Genomic DNA, 18,013 nt, shown 5'->3' with positions numbered 1-18,013 from the left:
TGGATTAACATTAGGCTGTCTGTGGGGGTAAGGAATGACTGACGTTCAGAAAAGACAACAACAAATCCGCAATTTCTCGATTATTGCACATATAGACCATGGTAAATCGACACTGGCTGACCGTATTCTTGAGTATACAGGTGCACTTAGCTCGCGCGAAATGCAAGAGCAGGTGCTTGACCAGATGGATCTGGAGCGCGAACGCGGGATTACAATTAAACTGCAGGCTGTGCGTCTCACCTACCGTGCTGACGACGGCCAGGATTACTTGCTCAACCTGATTGACACACCGGGACACGTCGATTTCACCTATGAGGTTTCCCGTAGCCTTGCCGCCTGTGAAGGCGCATTGCTGGTCGTGGATGCGGCGCAAGGAATTGAAGCGCAAACGCTGGCTAACGTGTATCTGGCATTGGACAACAACCTGGAGATTCTGCCGGTTATCAACAAAATCGATCTGCCAAGCGCCGACCCGGAACGGGTTAAGCAGGAGATTGAGGATGTGATCGGACTGGATGCCAGTGAAGCGGTGCTTGCTTCTGCCAAAGCCGGTATCGGTATCAAGGAAATTCTGGAGCAGGTCGTCAAACAGGTTCCTGCACCGACCGGCAACTCTGAAGAACCGCTGAAGGCATTGATCTTTGACTCTCACTATGATCCGTACAAAGGCGTTATCGTCTATGTACGTGTTATGGACGGAAAGATCCGTACCGGTTCCAAGATCAAGATGATGGCAACGGAGAAGGTATTCGAGGTTATCGAAGTCGGGGCGTTTATGCCGCGCATGACCATTGTCGATGAGCTTAACATCGGCGATGTCGGCTTTATCGTAGCCGGAATCAAACATGTAGGCGACACCCGTGTCGGGGATACGGTGACGGATGCCAAGAATCCAACCCCGGAACCGCTGCCTGGTTACCGTAAGATCAATCCGATGGTATATTGCGGTCTATATCCGATCGAAACATCGGACTACAACGACCTGCGCGAAGCGCTGGAGAAGCTCCAGCTTAATGATGCGTCGCTCAGCTTTGAGCCGGAAAGCTCAAGCGCGCTCGGTTTCGGCTTCCGCTGCGGCTTCCTCGGACTGCTGCATATGGAGATTATTCAGGAGCGGATTGAGCGTGAATTCAATCTGCCGCTGATTACGACAGCCCCGAGCGTTATTTACCGGATTATGCTGACCAACGGTGAAATGCTTCAGATCGATAATCCGTCGCATTATCCGGAAATCGGGACTATTGATTACGTGGAAGAGCCGTACGTTAAGGCCGCGATTATCGTCCCGAATGATTACGTGGGTACCGTAATGGAATTGTGCCAGAACAAACGTGGTGAATTCGTCAACATGGAGTATCTCGATTCCAATCGGGTGACGATCACTTATCAGATTCCGCTGTCCGAAATCGTATATGATTTCTTCGACCAGCTTAAGTCAGGCACGAAGGGCTATGCTTCCTTCGATTATGAAATTTCCGGCTACCGCCAGTCCAACCTGGTGAAGATGGACATTGTCCTGAACGGAGAGCAGGTCGATGCCCTGTCGTTCATCGTCCACCGCGACCGCGCGTACAACCGCGGGCGGATCATTTGCGAGAAGCTGCGCGGCATCATCCCGCGGCAAATGTTCGAGGTGCCGATTCAGGCCTCTGTCGGCACGAAGGTTGTTGCCCGTGAGACCGTTAAGGCGATGCGCAAGAACGTTCTTGCCAAATGCTACGGCGGGGACATCTCGCGTAAGCGGAAGCTGCTGGAGAAGCAGAAGGAAGGCAAGAAACGCATGAAGCAGGTCGGCAGCGTTGAGGTGCCGCAGGAAGCGTTCATGGCCGTGCTGAAGATTGACGAGTAAAACTGTCTTAACGGATATCAATGGCAAGTGATCGCTCTGCAAGGGAAGCCGTCAGGCTTCCCTTTTGTGATAAGAGAAGTAAAGATATGGGGTAAATCAAGGCCTTTCCAATATAAAGGCGTCAAGATTTCTTCACAATCAAGTCAGCTTTGCTGACGACTTTAGTATAGTAAGGAGACAGCTATGAACACAGAAAACAATGGCCGTCCCCCTGAGGCCGTATATATTCATATCCCGTTTTGCACGAACAAGTGCTTTTATTGTGATTTTAATTCCTATGTTCTGAAGGACCAGCCGGTGATGGACTATCTGCATGCCCTGGACCGGGAGATGGAACTGACGGTGAAGAACACCCCTCCGGGTGTCATCAAGACGATCTTTGTCGGCGGCGGAACACCGACGGTGCTGAAGCCGGACGAAATGGCCTATTTTCTGAAGTCAGTACGCAAGCATTTCCCGCAGTGGGATGAGAATATCGAGTTCACGATGGAGGCAAATCCCGGTACTACGGACAAGGATAAGCTAATGGTAATGAAAGAAGGCGGAGTCAACCGGGTTAGCTTTGGTGTCCAGGCTTTTCAGAATGAGCTGCTTAGCGGCATTGGACGGATTCATAATGTGGATGACGTGTACCGCAGCCTGGAAAATGCACGCGCGGTCGGACTGGATAATCTCTCTGTTGACCTGATGTTCGGATTGCCGAACCAGACGGTGGATATGCTTAGAGAAAGCATCCGCAAGGCGCTGGAGCTGGACCTGCCCCATTATTCCATCTACAGCTTGAAGGTGGAGGAGAACACGCTGTTCCACACGCTGTTTAACAAGAACAAGCTTCCGCTGCCAAGTGAAGAGGATGAGCTGGAGATGTACCTGCTGCTGATGTCAACGATGGAGGCTGCGGGCTACACGCAATATGAGATCAGCAACTTCGCCAAGCCGGGAATGGAAAGCCGCCACAATATTACGTACTGGCGCAATGAAGATTATTACGGCCTGGGCGCGGGGGCGCATGGATATGTCAAACGGCAGCGGCATATGAATATTAAGGGTGTCAATCCGTATATCGAGGCTTCGCGCAGCGGGCTGCCGCGGCTGGATTCCTTCCCGATCTCCGAACAGGAGGCGATGGAGGACTTCATGATGGTCGGTCTGCGCATGCGTGAAGGCGTGTCGGACCGGGCGTTCAAGGCTCAGTTCGGCAAATCGCTGGAGACTGTTTTTGCGGACTCGCTGCATAAAATGCTGCATGCCGGGCTGCTTGAGCAGGAGGGGGATGTCTACCGTCTGAGCAAGCAGGGAATTCTGTTCGGGAATGATGTATTTGGTGAATTTGTCGGTGCTTTGACAGAGGTTTAATTTTAAAATACCCCTTGAATTGTAATTCACTCTGTTGTATATTTATTCATATTAACAACGAGGGGTGAGTCAAAGTGCTTGTCAAAACGGAAATGATCCGCCATTCGGTTCCTGCAGGAGACCAGAAGGTGATATGCAGAAATGCTACAGTGGAGGATGTTGAGCCGCTGTTTCTAATGATTGAAGAATACGCTCAGAGCGGTATCATGCTGCCCCGTTCCAGGCAAGCGCTGGCCCACCAGATTGATCAGTTTGTGATCGCTGAAATCGGCGGCACATTTGTCGGCTGCGGATCGCTTTTCAGACTGGGTAATGATCTTGTCGAGGTTCGTTCCCTCGGTCTGCGTGATGAGGGCAAGGGCAAGGGAGTAGGCTCAATGATTCTGGAGAAGCTGACGGAAGAAGCAAGGCGTCAGGGGATTCCGAAGATTATGGCCTTGACCTACGCGGTTGATTTTTTCCTCAGAAACGGCTTCACTGTCGTAGAGAAAGAAGTCTTCCCCGAGAAGGTATGGACCGATTGCGTCAACTGCAAGAAGCAGAATGCCTGTGACGAAATCGCTGTGCTTAAGATGCTGAATTAACCGGGCCGCATGTAGCCTGCAACATAAATATAGAAGCTGATATTAAGTGCTCATTCCTGGATTGCACTGCAAGGTGTGGCAAGTGACCGGCAGACTTTCCGGGGGATTCAGGAATGAGTCGAATAATGACTGCACCCAAGATGCTGAACTGACTTGACAATGTCAAGGTCAGTTTGGTATTTTTGTATTAGTGGTTAGCACTCATCTGACCAGAGTGCTAACGAATCGGAGCCACAGCCGATAGGAGGGAATTACATGTTAACCGAACGCCAGAGAATGATACTTAACGCTATCGTTGATGATTATATATCTTCCGCTGAGCCAGTGGGCTCGCGCAGCATTTCCAAACGGGGGGATGTAGGCTACAGTCCTGCTACTATCCGCAACGAAATGGCCGACCTGGAGGATTTAGGATATCTCGAGCAGCCCCATACATCGGCAGGGAGAATTCCTTCCCATAAAGGCTACCGCTATTATGTGGATCATTTGGTGCCGTGGAATTCCGCCGAGTCGGCAGAAATGGGCACGATCCGCGCTTTTTTCGCAGAGAAGCTGAATGCGACGGAGCAGGTAATCCAACATGCGGCAATGATCCTTTCCAATATGACGAATTATACTTCCATCCTGCTGGGACCGGAGGTTTTTCATACATCATTGCGCCATTTTCAGCTGCTTCCGCTCGATGGCAACAACGCCGTGGCGATCATCGTTACAAGCACCGGACAGGTCGAGAACCGTACGGTTCAAATCCCTCCGGAGATTTCCCTCTCCGAAATGGAGAAAGTGGTTAATCTGCTGAACAGCAAGCTGGTGAACGTACCGCTCTACAAGCTGAAGAGCCAGCTCTATTCCGAGCTTGGTGAGGAAATGCAGCGCCACATCTCCCATTATGAAGAATTAATGAAAGTACTGGACACGGCGCTGGAAAGCGATCATGAACAGCGCATTTATCTCAGCGGGGCGACGAATATGCTGACCCAGCCGGAGTTCAAAGACGTCGATAAGGTCAAGAATATTCTGGATTTGCTGGAGGAAACGCCGACCCTGCTCAAAATGCTGGCCCCTGCATCCGGCGGAACCGGTATGCAGGTGAGGATTGGTACCGAGAATAAGCATGAGGCCTTCGCCAATTGCAGTCTGATTACCGCTACTTATTCGCTCGACGGCAAGGCGCTGGGAAGCATCGGCATCCTTGGCCCGACCCGGATGGAATACGCAAGAGTAATGGGCATACTGGGGATTCTGTCCCGGGATTTGACAGCGATGCTGGCACACTGGTATAAGTGAACAGAGTGTTAAAGATTAACGTGACTGATTTTAAGGAGGTGAAGACAACTTGAAAGAGGATCAAGTGCAAGATTCAAATGAAATTAAAGATCAGGCTATAAATGAGAACCAGGCAGCCGATGAAGCAGAAGCAGCACAGGAAACCGGTTCGTTTACGGGGGAAGAGACCAGCGGGGAGGCTTCGGGCAGCGGTGAAGCTGCTAAGCGCCTGCAGGATCTGGCTGAGGAGTATCAAGGGCGCGCGCTGCGTGTGCAAGCCGATTTTGACAACTTCCGCCGCCGTACGCAGAAGGAGAAGGAAGAGCTGGCGCAATACGCCACTTCCAAGCTGGTCGGTGAACTGCTTCCTGTACTGGATAATTTCGAGCGTGCACTCGCCACGGCTTCGGCAAGTACAGAATCCGAGGCCTTCGGCAAAGGTGTGAACATGATTTTCCGCCAGCTTGAAGGGGTATTGAAGTCCGAAGGACTTACAGCCATGGAAACAGTAGGACAGCCTTTTAACCCTGAATATCATCAGGCCATTATGCAGGTGGAGAGCGACGAGTACGAGGAAGGTATCGTGACGGAGGAGGTCCAGAAGGGCTATCTCCTGAAAGATAGAGTTCTTCGTCCCGCCATGGTCAAAGTCAGCATGTAGTCCTGTCTATATAGCCGGGTATCACCCTGCTGCATGATCATCATAAATAACTAACTATTATAGGAGCTAGGGCTCCATATCATTTTTGAGGAGGCACATTACAGTGAGTAAAGTTATCGGTATTGACCTTGGAACCACCAACTCTTGCGTTGCCGTTATGGAAGGCGGCGAAGCCGTCGTTATCCCGAATCCGGAAGGCGCGCGTACAACCCCTTCGGTTGTAGGCTTCAAGAAAGACGGCGAGCGCATCGTCGGCGAAACAGCGAAACGCCAGGCTATTACGAACCCTGACCGTACAATTGCTTCGATTAAACGCCACATGGGTACGAGCCACAAAGAAAGCATTGACGGCAAAGATTACTCCGCACAAGAGATTTCGGCCATGATTCTTCAGAAGCTGAAATCCGATGCAGAAGCATATCTGGGCCAGACAGTAACCCAAGCGGTTATTACAGTTCCTGCATACTTTAATGACAGTCAGCGTCAAGCTACGAAGGATGCGGGCAAGATCGCCGGTCTGGAAGTGCTGCGTATCGTCAACGAGCCGACAGCAGCGGCGCTTGCTTACGGTCTGGAGAAATCCGAAGACCAAACGATCCTCGTCTATGACCTTGGCGGCGGCACGTTCGACGTATCGATCCTTGAGCTGGGCGATGGCTTCTTCGAAGTAAAAGCAACCAGCGGTGACAACCGTCTCGGCGGTGACGATTTCGACCAGTTGGTTATGGATTACCTCGTAGCAGAATTCAAGAAAGAGCAAGGGATTGACCTGAGCAAGGACAAAGCTGCTGTACAACGTCTGAAGGATGCTGCGGAAAAAGCGAAAAAAGAGCTTTCCGGCGTACTGACAACTACAGTATCACTTCCGTTCATCACTGTCGTTGACGGAGTTCCTCAGCACTTGGAGATCAACCTGACCCGTGCTAAATTCGATGAGCTGACTGCCAGCCTGGTAGAACGTACACTGGGACCTACCCGCCAAGCGCTGAACGATGCTGGCATGACTCCGGCTGATCTTAACCGTATCGTATTGGTCGGCGGTTCCACACGTATTCCTGCTGTACAGGATGCCATCAAGAAGCTTACCGGCAAAGACCCGCACAAAGGCGTTAACCCGGATGAAGTAGTAGCCCTCGGTGCTGCTGTTCAAGCTGGCGTATTGACCGGTGATGTGAAAGACGTTGTACTGCTCGACGTAACTCCACTGTCCCTCGGTATTGAAACTGCGGGCGGCGTGTTCACGAAGATGATCGAGCGCAACACTACGATTCCTACAAGTAAATCGCAAGTGTTCTCGACCTTTGCTGATAACCAGCCGAGCGTAGAAATTCACGTCCTGCAAGGCGAACGCCAAATGGCGAACGGCAACAAGACGCTGGGCCGCTTTATGCTGAACGAGATTCCACCGGCACCGCGCGGCGTACCGCAAATCGAAGTAACCTTCGATATTGACGCCAACGGTATCGTAAATGTATCCGCAACAGATAAAGGCACGAACAAGAGCCAGAAGATCACGATCACTTCCTCCAGCGGCCTGAGCGACGCGGAAGTTGAACAAATGATGAAGGATGCCGAACTGCACGCTGAGGAAGACCGTAAGCGTAAAGAACTGGTGGAAGCCAAGAACTCCGCTGACCAGCTCGTGTATTCCACAGATAAAGTGATCAAAGACCTCGGCGACAAAGTGGATGCTTCCGAAGTTGAGAAAGCAAACGAAGCCAAGGATAAGCTCAAAGCGGCACTGGAAACTGACAACCTGGAAGAAATCAATGCAGCTACAGAAGCGCTGACAGAGATCGTACAGCAGCTGTCCGTGAAGTTGTATGAGCAGGCTGCACAAGCTGAACAGGGTGCTGAAGGTGCTCCAGAGGGTGCGAAGAAAGACAATGTTGTTGATGCCGATTACGAGGTTGTTGACGACGAGAAGAATCAAGGGTAACCTTAAACGATAAATGTATTTCTGTAAGAAGGGAAGGTCAAAACCGGGGCATCCCGTGTTTTGGCTTTCCTTTTAACATGTTACAGGGATTATGGAAATTGATGTACGGAGGTGAAAGCAGTGGCAGACAAACGCGATTATTATGAGGTTCTGGGCCTCGGTAGAGATGCTTCAGACGAAGAAGTGAAAAAAGCGTACCGCAAGATGGCGCGTCAGTATCATCCGGACGTTAACAAAGCCAGTGACGCCGAGGCGAAATTCAAGGAAGTGAAGGAAGCCTATGACGTGCTGAGCGACGGCCAGCAACGGGCGCGTTATGACCAGTATGGTCATATTGATCCTAACCAGGGAATGGGCGGCGGCTTCGGCGGAGGTGGAGATTTCGGCGGACTCGGCGACATCTTTGATATGTTCTTCGGCGGCGGAGGCGGACGGCGTGATCCGAATGCTCCGCAGCGCGGCGGCGATTTGCAATACACGATGACCATTGAATTCAAGGAAGCGGTATTCGGTAAAGAAACCGACATTACCATTCCACGCACGGAGTCCTGTGATACCTGCTTCGGCTCCGGGGCTAAACCCGGCACCAAACCGGAGACCTGTTCCGTATGCCACGGCAGCGGCCAGCAGGAATTCGTGCAGAATACACCGCTGGGACAAATGCGCAACCGCCGTCCCTGCTCCCATTGCAGCGGTACAGGCAAGATCATCAAGGAAAAATGTACGACTTGCGGAGGTCAAGGCAAGGTCAAGAAGCAGCGTAAGATTCATGTGCGCATTCCGGCCGGTGTCGATGACGGCGCACAATTGCGCATGACCGGAGAAGGCGAAGGCGGCACACGCGGCGGCCCTGCCGGCGATTTGTACATTGTCATCCGCGTGAAGACCCATGATTTCTTCGTGCGTGAGAATGATGACATCATGTGCGAGGTTCCGCTTACGTTCGCTCAGGCAGCGCTTGGCGACGAGATCGAGATTCCTACTTTGACGGAAAAAGTAAAGCTTAAGATTCCTGCCGGAACACAGACCGGCACCTTCTTCCGTCTGAAGGGCAAAGGCGTGCCACGCCTGCGCGGCAACGGAACAGGAGACCAGCATGTCCGTGTCATCGTAGTCACTCCAAGTAAGCTAAGTGAAGAGCAGAAGGATCTGCTCCGCCAGTTCGCTTCTTACAATGGAGAGAACACACATGAGCAGGAGCAATCCTTCTTTGACCGTGTGAAACGTGCATTCCGCGGGGACTGATTTATTCACCTATGATAACCTTAATAGCCCCCTGTTTCCGCTGTGCGGAGGCTAGGGGGCTATTTTATTGTAATGGATGAAGTGCTTGAGACTTCACTTGACACACAAAAACGGCTGCACCCCCTTAAGTTTCAGGATGGTGCAGCCGTTTTTGTGATTTTTTAGTGAATGGTGATCTTAAGAGCGCAGATCCTCAAGCACGCGTTGCAGAATGGATGCTGCTTGCGCACGGGTCAGGGTGCCTCCAGGATTGAAGGTGTTGGCCCCCACTCCTTTCAGGTAGCCCTTGTCTACCGCGAAGGAGATTGCACCCTTGGCGGCGCCTGAGATCTTGCCTGTGTCCTTGAAGGTTAAGGCAGTGCTGGAAGTACTGTCTGCACCTACAGCTTCCGCAACGATGATTGCAGCTTCTTCACGAGTCAATACCTCACGAGATCCGCTCTCCTTGCTGCGGGACGACCAGGTATCTCCCTTGCCGAGCAAGCGGTCGAAGAGTGTCAACAGTTCGGCCCGGCTCAAGGTATCGGATGGCTTGAAACTGCCATCAGTGCCTTTGCCGGCTACGATACCGTGAGCGGCCAGAATTTCAATATCTTCCTTGGCCCAGTGTGCGCCGATATCTTTGAAGCTTGTATTGCGTACGGCAGCGCTGTAGGTACCATCACCGGTAATGGTAAATTGCAGCACCCCTTCTTTAGGAAGTGTGCCTGCCTGCAGATAAGCCCATTTTCCGTCAGCGTTTTGCTGATAGACCGCTGTCTTGCGGACATCCTTCAGGCCGTCTTTATTGAGGGCAAGCTGTAGAATGACCGGTTTTCCGGTAGTCCAGCCATTTTTGAGAATCAGAGTAGCAGAGCTCAGGTCAATGGCTGTGGTGCTTCCTGCCAGGGTACCCGTATCGGCACCTTCGGCAAGACCAAGGCTCAGAGTAAGCCCGCTGCCGGAAATGAAGTCGGGAAGTGTAGCTGCCGGAACGAGCAGCGTAAATCCAGTACCTGTGAGACTTAGCGCTTTGGCTGAAGACTTAAGCTTCTCAGCCTGAACTGCGGTAAGGGTAAAGCTCACTTGACCATATTTCGCAAAATCCACATCGCCGAGATCAAGCGAAACCGCTGTTTTTGATGCGTTTTGCAGGGCGGCAGTCAAAGCCGCCTCGGAAATGCTAAGCACAGCCGTCGGCTTGCCGCCAGCAGGATCAGCCTTTTCTACCAACTGCCCGGACTTAAGCGATGTGCCGGCAACCGGAGCCGGTGTGGAGGCAGGTGAGCCAGGATTAGCTGGTGAGCCCGGATTGGTTGGTGTTTCGGGATTCGTTGGATTTGTTGGATTTGTTGGTGTCTCCGGGTTAGTCGGTGTTTCCGGATCGGTTGGTTTAACCGGATCGTTAACGGTCACCGTCACTGTAGAATAGCTTGACGGAACGTTATCCTGTTTCTTCTCATTCCAGGTGAGCAAATCATTCAGCTCAAAGGAATAGATCCCTGCAGTCTTAGGAGTGAAGGTGAACTGTACCAATGAGCCGGTACCACTATATGCTCCTCCCTCTAATTGAACTGCATAAGATGTCAACTTCAGTCCGTCGGCAGACGGGGTAGTCGTATCCGTTTGTAATAATGGAACCCCCGGGAACTTTTGCTCCTGGTACGTAGCGAGCTGTACGCTCGGTGTAATTAGCGGTGCAGCAAGCTTTTCATCGTAGACGATGTTGACTCCGGCGCCGTTCACACCATAGACCGCATCCGTTGCCGAGAAATACACATCTACCGTAACCGTTTGACCAGTTTCGATGGTCTGTGCAGAGAGTTTAGGAGCAACAAGAACACCGCCATTGGTGTTGTATACCAGATGCTGGCTGTAATCCTCTTCGGCAGCACCATTGCCCAGGGCATCGGTCACATAAACAATGTAATCATTAACGCCTTCACTGACTGGCACATCAATTTCGAAATAACCGTCAGGGGCGATAGCTCCTGGGTATGCTGCTACTTCTCCGTTTTCATCTTCGGCAAGTGCATACACGCTGAAGAGAGAAGACACAGGTCTGGAGGTGGAAATCAGATCGGCCAAAAGGTCGGAGTCAATGGTTGCACTAATATTGGCCACTCGTGCATCATCAGGCGACTCCTGCTCGTATTCCTCAACTGCATATCCGGAAGAGAGCGGCTTCTCAGTATCTATTGTGAATGGAATGGCTTGATCGGTAAGCCAAATGTTGCCTTGCAGAACAGGCGTGATATTGTAGTGCCCATCCGGCAGCACACTTACTTTAGAGGTTGCAGGATCTGTTACCGTTCCGCCCCAATCCAGGAATTCGTGCGCTCCCCGGTAGATGGTCCCTTGGGCGGAATACACATCACCGATTACCGTAGCCGGTGCATCTTGGGCCGTTACGGCAAACCGGATATTCGGCAGATCTTTGTTCACCGAGAAGTAGAAGCCTGTCTTATCGAACAGTCCGTCTCCATTTGGTGAAATTTCGGCATCATCCAGGCTGAGCTGGTTTACTGGATCCAGATTAAATTTGTCGCCTACCAGAACGTTGAGCGGGAGACGCAGAACCTCGGTTCCGGAGGTAAGCTTCAGAATGCCTTCATAGGCTCCGTCCTGTGCTGTTGCGGAAACGCCCAGCACAACGGGAATATAACTGCTGTCTCCGCTTCCGGAGGTAATGACATTAGGTGCTGTGGACACCGAGATGTCACTAGGCTTGCTGGTCAGCCATTCAAGAGAAAGACTATAGCTCTTTCCGCTGTCCTTGAAGTTTTCTACATAGACGGCTTTCGTCACGCTTGCACCCTTCGGCTGCAGGCCGAAGGACAGGGAACCCGCATAGTATGGAATTTCGGCAGAGCCTGGAAGGCCGCTGTAAAAAATCTCTCCTACCTTGGCGATAGAGCCTGCATTAACTGATTTCACCAGATTGATTAAACCTGCTCCTTGCTGATAGAGGGAATAAGAGCTGCCGCCCCGGGCGAATATAGGATCAGCATTATTCATCAGCAGTGATTTGATCTGGTCCGGTGCAAGATCCGGGTATTTGCCCAATAACAGGGCAACAGCTCCGACCACATGCGGAGTTGCCATACTTGTTCCTTGCTTCAGACCGAAGGCGTTATCATACGTCTCGTCCGTGCTCTCCCAAATAGGTACGGTGGAATTAATGCTTACACCGGGAGCAACTACATCCGGCTTCAGCAAATAGTCTGGCAGTCCGGGGCCGGTAGAGCTGAAATCGGCCAGCTGATTCTTTTCCGCTACGGGAACATAGCTGATTGAATTTCTGCTCGCGTTCAGCTCATCCTTGATCTTTTTGCCATTCTCCTGATTGATGCCGAAAGTAGGAATATAGTCTCCGGGTGCTCCTAAAGTGGCGTTCAATTCACCGGTGGTATTGTTGGCAATCAATAGAACCTTGGCACCGGCAGCTTTGGCATTCAGCGATTTCGCGCCGAAGTTGATCTGTCCGCGGTCCACTAGTACTGCCTTGCCGGTAACATCGACATTTGCGAAGTCAGCCTCAGTGCCCAGGCCGGCATAAACGATCGTCAAGTCCGAGATGTCTTCAGTCAATTCCGGGGAGTATGTGGAAATCAGTCCAGGGATATCTTTGAGATTACCAATATCAAAAAAAGGAATGGTGACCGGAATAGTGGAGGCGCCGACCGTAAGCGCCAGTTGTGCGCCGCCAGGGGAGCCGAGCGTCGATTCGTCCGGACCGGCGTTACCGGCAGCAATAATGACATCTACACCGGATTTCACGGCATTGTCAATCGCAATCGAATCGGCAGAATAACTTTGGTTCATGCTTGAGCCCAGTGAAAGGTTGATGACATCCGCACCGTCCTGAACGGCGCGTTCGATGCCGGCGATGACATCTGCTGTTGTGCCGCTGCCATATGGACCAAGCACACGATACACATATAAATCCGCTTCAGGCGCTATATCGAGAATGGTGCCCGATACATGTGTGCCATGGGAGGTATCATAAGAGCTGGTGCCCTTGGGCGGTTTGGTGGGGTCAGGCTCTGTTTCGTATGGATCGTTATCCTTATCCACCGCATCATAGCCGCCCTTATAATTATCCTTCAGGAGCGGGTGCTTATAATCAATACCGGTATCAACAACGGCAACCTGAACGCCTTTGCCGGTGTAACCCTGCTCATGAAGCTTGTCTGCTCCAATCAGTTCTCCGGTATCAGAGTAGCTGCGAGTTGCCGGAAGAGTGGCAGTGTCAGTGCTGTCTGCAAGCGCGTGGACTTCATCATTCGGATAGATAGCCGCCACTCCAGGCAGCTTGAGCAGTTTGTCGACCTGATTACCCGGCAAAGTCACTGAATAACCGTTAAATATGTCGCTGTATTCATTTTCAATAGCAGCTCCGAGCTGTCTTGCTGCCGTTTTGAAAGAGTTGTGTTCGGTAAGGATTTTGCTTCGTTGAGAGGTGGAGGAACGCGCAGCCGAGGTTTTGGCTTCACTCTCGTATACATTGACCGGCTTATGGGTCAGTTCAACAATCACTGTAACAGGAGCTGATCCGGTATTTACTCCCGCATAATTTTGCGGGATCACCTTCTGGGCCTGTTCTAGGGTTGTTTGGGCAGATAGCCCTGAGGATGACTCAAGGGATGAGTTCGCAAAGGCGGAAACAGGAAACAATAGAGAAGCGGCCAAGCTGAAACTTGCTGCGCCAATACCAAATCTTTGAATAGAATGCTTTAATGGTTGTTTCAAAATAGCTTCATCCTCCCAAACATGAATTTAACTGCCGAGTGATTGCTGTCCTCCTTCTAAAAAATGGAATATAAATGAAAATTACATTTATTCTACAGGTTTAATCCGAAATAGAATATAGCACTTTTGTACCATATTACGGTGAAGTTGGACCCGCATTTAAATTCCAGCCGGATAGTAGAATAAATAGCAGCAGAAGCATAAAATAGGCTTGCCTGAGACAACCTAACCAAGCATCCAGTGATATAAATTAAAGGCGAGAGCAGGGATATAATGTCGGAGAGATCTATATTAGCCTACTTCAAGGCTCCCGAGGAAGCCGAGGGCGTCTCCCGCAAGCTTCAGGCGCTGCGCGTCAGCGAGCTGTCCATTGACCGTTTCAGCAGATTTGGCGGAAACGGGCTGCAGGCAAGCGTGAATCCGGTGACCGGCAATCTGGCAAGTATGGATTCCATGACCTCTGTCAGCCCGCACACAGGTATTTTGTCTGCAGCGCATACAAGCGGCAGCGGCATGAGCCACGGCGGTGACGGCGGACCGACAGGCCGGAATATTTTGCTGACAGTTATCGTGGACCAGAATTCCTATAACCAGGCATTGACCATAATTGAAGAGGCCGGCGGAATGGTCTAAGTTTTGACACATCAATACAAATCAGGAGGATGGACAACCGATGGATAGAGAAAACTCAAAGATCTTCTCTAAAACAGACAAGCAGAAGATGCTCTACGAAGCGAAATTGGAAGATGTGGAGTTCTCGGCGGCGGAAGCGGATCAGGATGATCTGGAGGCGCTTGAGCGGTCACAGGAAGCCGATAAACGTCAGCTGCACGAAATTATGAAGAAGGAATAGCTGACAGGGGTACAGTACGAAGCGTATTAAATGAAGCGGAAGGAATGGCCAAAGCTGCTACATCGGGATGCCCCACCAGTGTGGGGCATTTTTGCGCGAACCGGCAGGATGCCGGAATCCGCTTGTTAAATCAAATGGATAAAAGGGAGGATGAAGATTCAAAAAAGTAAAGACTTAACATGTACATACAAGTGGCTTATGTTATAATGACTTGTATTACTCTATATAAGTAGCCTGAGGTGTACCATGACGGATAAACCGATACCGAAATATATGCAGCTAAAGGGTGAACTGCTGTCCTGGATGGAGTCCGGGCGGCTGAAGCCGGATGACCAGATCCCATCCGAGAATGAAATTGCCGTACAATTCGGGATGAGCCGACAGACGGTTCGCCAAGCGCTTGGCCAACTGGAGAAGGAAGGCTGGCTGTACCGCCTGCAAGGGAAGGGAACCTTTGTTGCCCGGCAGGAAACGCGGCCGCTGCAGACCAGCAGCATGATTGGCATGATGACGACACATATTTCCGATTATATCTTTCCTCATCTTGTACGCGGCGCAGAAGCGCAGCTTCGCGGCAGCGGATACAGCATGATGTTGTCGAGCACCGACAATGACAAGAATAAGGAGCGGGAGAACCTGGAGATGCTGTTGGGCCAGCCGTTCAAGGGACTGATTATTGAGCCGACCAAAAGCGCACAGGGCAATCCTAATCTGCCGCTGTTTCTGGCGCTTGAAATCCACCGTATTCCGTTCATTATGATCAATGAGCGGTATCCCGAGCTGCATTGTCCCTGTCTGAAGCTGGATGACGAAGCAGGGGGATTTATGGCTGCGGAGCATCTGATTGAGCTGGGCCACCGGGAGATTGCCGGGTTTTTCAAGACAGACGATCTCCAGGGAGCCAACCGGTTAAAGGGGTTTACACGGGCGCTGCACAAACACCGCCTTCCCCTGGGAGCGGATACCGTGACCCATTATACGAGTGAACAGAAGCATAGTGTGCCTTATGAAGCGGCATTAAAAATGCTGCAGGGACGCCAGCGGCCTACAGCCTTCGTCTGCTACAATGACGAGCTGGCAGTGCTGCTGCTGGAGGCCGCGCGCCAGACGGGATTAAGCGTGCCCGACGATCTGTCGATTATCGGCTTCGACGATTCAACGCTGGCGACGGCGACAGAAGTGAAGCTGACCACCCTTAAACATCCGAAAGAGCTAATGGGTATAGAGGCAGCTAACATGCTGATTGACATGATTGAGCATAAAAGTGCGGAGCCGCCGAAGGACAGGATTTATAAGCCGGAGCTGGTTCTGCGAAGTTCAACGAAACGGCTGGAACAGTTAGACCGCAGTTGAATAACAGTAACGGAAGTCCGCACAGGGTGCGGGCTTTTTTCGTATTTAAGTTTATCTGGAATTTAATGAATGTATGTGTGCGGGTTGTTGTTGAGAATGGTTATCACTATAATGGTTTAAAATGCTATATCAAAGGAAGTGCCGGAATCAATGGAATGGAATGAACATCTGCTGGTGTGGAACCATGCGTCCGTCAAAGTGATGGATGTTCGCCGGGTGAGAATAGAGGCAGGGGAAGAACTGCATTCTTACCGCCTGCCAGCCAGCGCTTTTATCTATGTCATTGAAGGAGAAGCGAGGGTTTGTCTTGGAGGAACGTTCCTTGCGCTCAGCGGTTCTTATGCTCTTCATGGAGGCAAGGGCATGCGGTTAGACATCGTGGTGGAAAGCGGAGCGAGTTTCGAATACTATCTGATACTATACAAAGCCGTGATTCCTGTGCCCGGGAGGAACGATATCCGGCAAATTATGGAGCGCAGCAACCCCTTTCAGCGGCAGTATGGGGTGCAGGCCACCCACAAACTGATGCTGTTCAACACGGCCCGGGAGATGGAAACCGTATGGAAGTCCAATGAAGGACTGGGGCGCTTGTACGTAAAGTCGCTGCTCTACAGGTTCGTTTATGAACTGCTGAAGCATCTGCAGCTTACGGAGCATACCGCGGCCAAGACGGATCTGGCTGAGCAGGCCAAACGTTATATCCTTGAACAATACAGACACTCAGTCACACTGAAAAGCACTGCTCAAGCTCTCGGGTGCAGCCAGGGGCATTTATCCAAGCTGTTTAAGAATAAGGTGGGTGAGAGTCCCATGCGGTTCTTAACACGTGTGAGGGTAGAGAAAGCGTCGCAGCTGCTGCTCAAAACAGAAGCGAATCTGCAGGGGATTGCCGAAAGTGTGGGTTATCCGGATGGTTATACGCTCAGCCGCAGCTTCAAAAAGCATATGGGTATCTCGCCCTCCAAATATAGATCAGAAGGACTTCAGACAGCCGTAAATGAAGATATGCCATCCCCAGAGCAAGGATATGCCATTCAAATGGATGAGTTTTGGTCTTATATTGATAATGATTATCATAATCAACGAGTGGAAGGGGATCATTTTCAGATGAGACAAAAGAAAAAAACAATGGCCGCCACAGCGATGCTGTGTATGGCCTTGCTGCTTAGCGCCTGCTCAGGTGGTACAAATGCTACAGGAAATACAGGAACTGGAGGGAACGCACAGGAGGGGGCCGGAAGCGGCGGAGCTGCTACTTCTGCACCTGAGGATGTGGCAGACACCGGAACACGGACAATAACCACTGTACTTGGTGATGTAGAAGTGCCTGCGAATCCGCGGCGTGTGCTGGTCCAATACTTGATGGGTGATGTGATTGCTCTGGGTGTGCAGCCCGTTGGGATTTCAGAGGCGTATGATGGTGCGGCTTTTAAGGAAGAGGTCAAGGAAAGCACCGATCTGGGGCACTGGGCTGAGTGGGACATGGAAGCCGTCATGAAGCTGGACCCTGATCTGATTATCACGGCTGGTGAGGAGCAGGCCAAAGAGATGTCCAAAATCGCTCCGGCTATCTATGTGCCTTACGGGGAGATTACCCAGGAAGAAAGAGTAAGGCTGATCGGACAAGCACTCAATAAAGAGAAGGAAGCCGAGCAGGTGCTTGCGGATTATGATAAGAATGTAAAAGAATCTGCCCAGAAGCTGCTTGATGCCGGCTTTGGTGATAAAACGATTTCTGTATTTGAAGGCGGTAATGATTCCATGACAGTCATGGGCAAGTTGTTCGGAGCGGGCAGAATTGTCTACGATGTGCTCTCACTGAAAGCGCCAAAAGGTGTGCAAACGGGAATTATCGATAAGAACACTTATTCTGAATCAGTATCCCTCGAGGTGCTTCCCGAATATGCAGGGGATTATATCATTCGCAATACCTATGATGGCATGGATGATTTGAGCCAAAATCAGGTATGGAGCTCTCTGCCGGCTATCCAGAACCATCATCTGATCGAGATGGAATTCGGCTTAAGCTATTATACCGACATTTATTCCGCTAAGGCGCAGGTTAACTTTATTGTAAATGCACTGCTGGATTCTCCGCAGTCATAACAGCTTGGCCCACAGGCTTCGGCCGGTGGGCTCTTAACTTTGAAGCTGTGAGAGATAGCAAATTACTGAT

12 protein-coding genes are annotated in these 18,013 nt (G+C 51.1%); 11 read left to right on the top strand and 1 reads right to left on the bottom strand.

The window, feature by feature from the left end:
• The first annotated feature begins 34 nt into the window (after nt 1–34).
• From lepA to dnaJ, 7 genes are all read left to right on the top strand, one after another.
• A complete protein-coding gene (gene lepA, locus MHI45_RS10785; RefSeq protein WP_038595489.1) occupies nt 35–1,849 on the top strand; it encodes a translation elongation factor 4 in 1,815 nt (604 codons plus the stop codon).
• 183 nt (nt 1,850–2,032) lie between these two features.
• Nucleotides 2,033–3,205 carry a radical SAM family heme chaperone HemW gene (gene hemW, locus MHI45_RS10780; protein WP_076109120.1) on the top strand — a complete coding sequence of 391 codons (1,173 nt, stop codon included), beginning with the start codon at nt 2,033–2,035 and terminating at the stop codon, nt 3,203–3,205.
• A gap of 92 nt (nt 3,206–3,297) precedes the next feature.
• On the top strand, nt 3,298–3,789 hold the full coding sequence (locus MHI45_RS10775) for an N-acetyltransferase (protein ID WP_340899750.1): 492 nt from the start codon (nt 3,298–3,300) through the stop codon (nt 3,787–3,789).
• A gap of 255 nt (nt 3,790–4,044) precedes the next feature.
• Nucleotides 4,045–5,076, top strand: coding sequence for a heat-inducible transcriptional repressor HrcA (gene hrcA, locus MHI45_RS10770; RefSeq protein WP_038595487.1), 1,032 nt, complete (start codon nt 4,045–4,047; stop codon nt 5,074–5,076).
• A 49-nt stretch (nt 5,077–5,125) separates the two neighbouring features.
• Nucleotides 5,126–5,716 (top strand): nucleotide exchange factor GrpE, encoded by a 591-nt coding sequence (gene grpE / locus MHI45_RS10765; protein ID WP_256718017.1) that lies wholly within the window; start codon nt 5,126–5,128, stop codon nt 5,714–5,716.
• 103 nt (nt 5,717–5,819) lie between these two features.
• The gene (gene dnaK / locus MHI45_RS10760) at nt 5,820–7,655 is read left to right on the top strand and encodes a molecular chaperone DnaK (RefSeq protein WP_038595484.1); all 1,836 of its coding nucleotides are present in this window, start codon (nt 5,820–5,822) and stop codon (nt 7,653–7,655) included.
• A gap of 120 nt (nt 7,656–7,775) precedes the next feature.
• Entirely contained in the window at nt 7,776–8,900 is a 1,125-nt protein-coding gene (gene dnaJ / locus MHI45_RS10755; protein ID WP_038595483.1) for a molecular chaperone DnaJ, read from the top strand.
• Nucleotides 8,901–9,077: 177 nt separating this feature from the next.
• Here the strand turns inward: dnaJ and MHI45_RS10750 are convergent, their stop codons facing one another.
• The gene (locus MHI45_RS10750) at nt 9,078–13,631 is read right to left on the bottom strand and encodes a S8 family serine peptidase (protein WP_340896920.1); all 4,554 of its coding nucleotides are present in this window, start codon (nt 13,629–13,631) and stop codon (nt 9,078–9,080) included.
• A 273-nt stretch (nt 13,632–13,904) separates the two neighbouring features.
• Between MHI45_RS10750 and MHI45_RS10745 the strand changes: the two genes are divergently transcribed.
• The 4 genes from MHI45_RS10745 (at nt 13,905) to MHI45_RS10730 (ending at nt 17,943) form a co-directional block, all read left to right on the top strand.
• A complete protein-coding gene (locus MHI45_RS10745) occupies nt 13,905–14,264 on the top strand; it encodes a hypothetical protein (RefSeq protein ID WP_038595481.1) in 360 nt (119 codons plus the stop codon).
• A 40-nt stretch (nt 14,265–14,304) separates the two neighbouring features.
• Complete coding sequence (locus MHI45_RS10740; RefSeq protein WP_038595479.1) at nt 14,305–14,484, top strand: YfhD family protein; 180 nt, start codon at nt 14,305–14,307, stop codon at nt 14,482–14,484.
• Between the two features lie 246 nt (nt 14,485–14,730).
• Nucleotides 14,731–15,837 (top strand): GntR family transcriptional regulator, encoded by a 1,107-nt coding sequence (locus MHI45_RS10735; RefSeq protein ID WP_076109118.1) that lies wholly within the window; start codon nt 14,731–14,733, stop codon nt 15,835–15,837.
• A 150-nt stretch (nt 15,838–15,987) separates the two neighbouring features.
• Nucleotides 15,988–17,943 carry an AraC family transcriptional regulator gene (locus tag MHI45_RS10730; RefSeq protein WP_076109117.1) on the top strand — a complete coding sequence of 652 codons (1,956 nt, stop codon included), beginning with the start codon at nt 15,988–15,990 and terminating at the stop codon, nt 17,941–17,943.
• Nucleotides 17,944–18,013: the final 70 nt, after the last annotated feature.

It is taken from the genome of Paenibacillus sp. FSL H3-0321 (genome assembly GCF_038002865.1).
GTDB lineage: Bacteria > Bacillota > Bacilli > Paenibacillales > Paenibacillaceae > Paenibacillus_AQ.
Note: the sequence above shows the minus strand (reverse complement) of the source record. Positions and strands in the feature narration are given on the sequence as shown.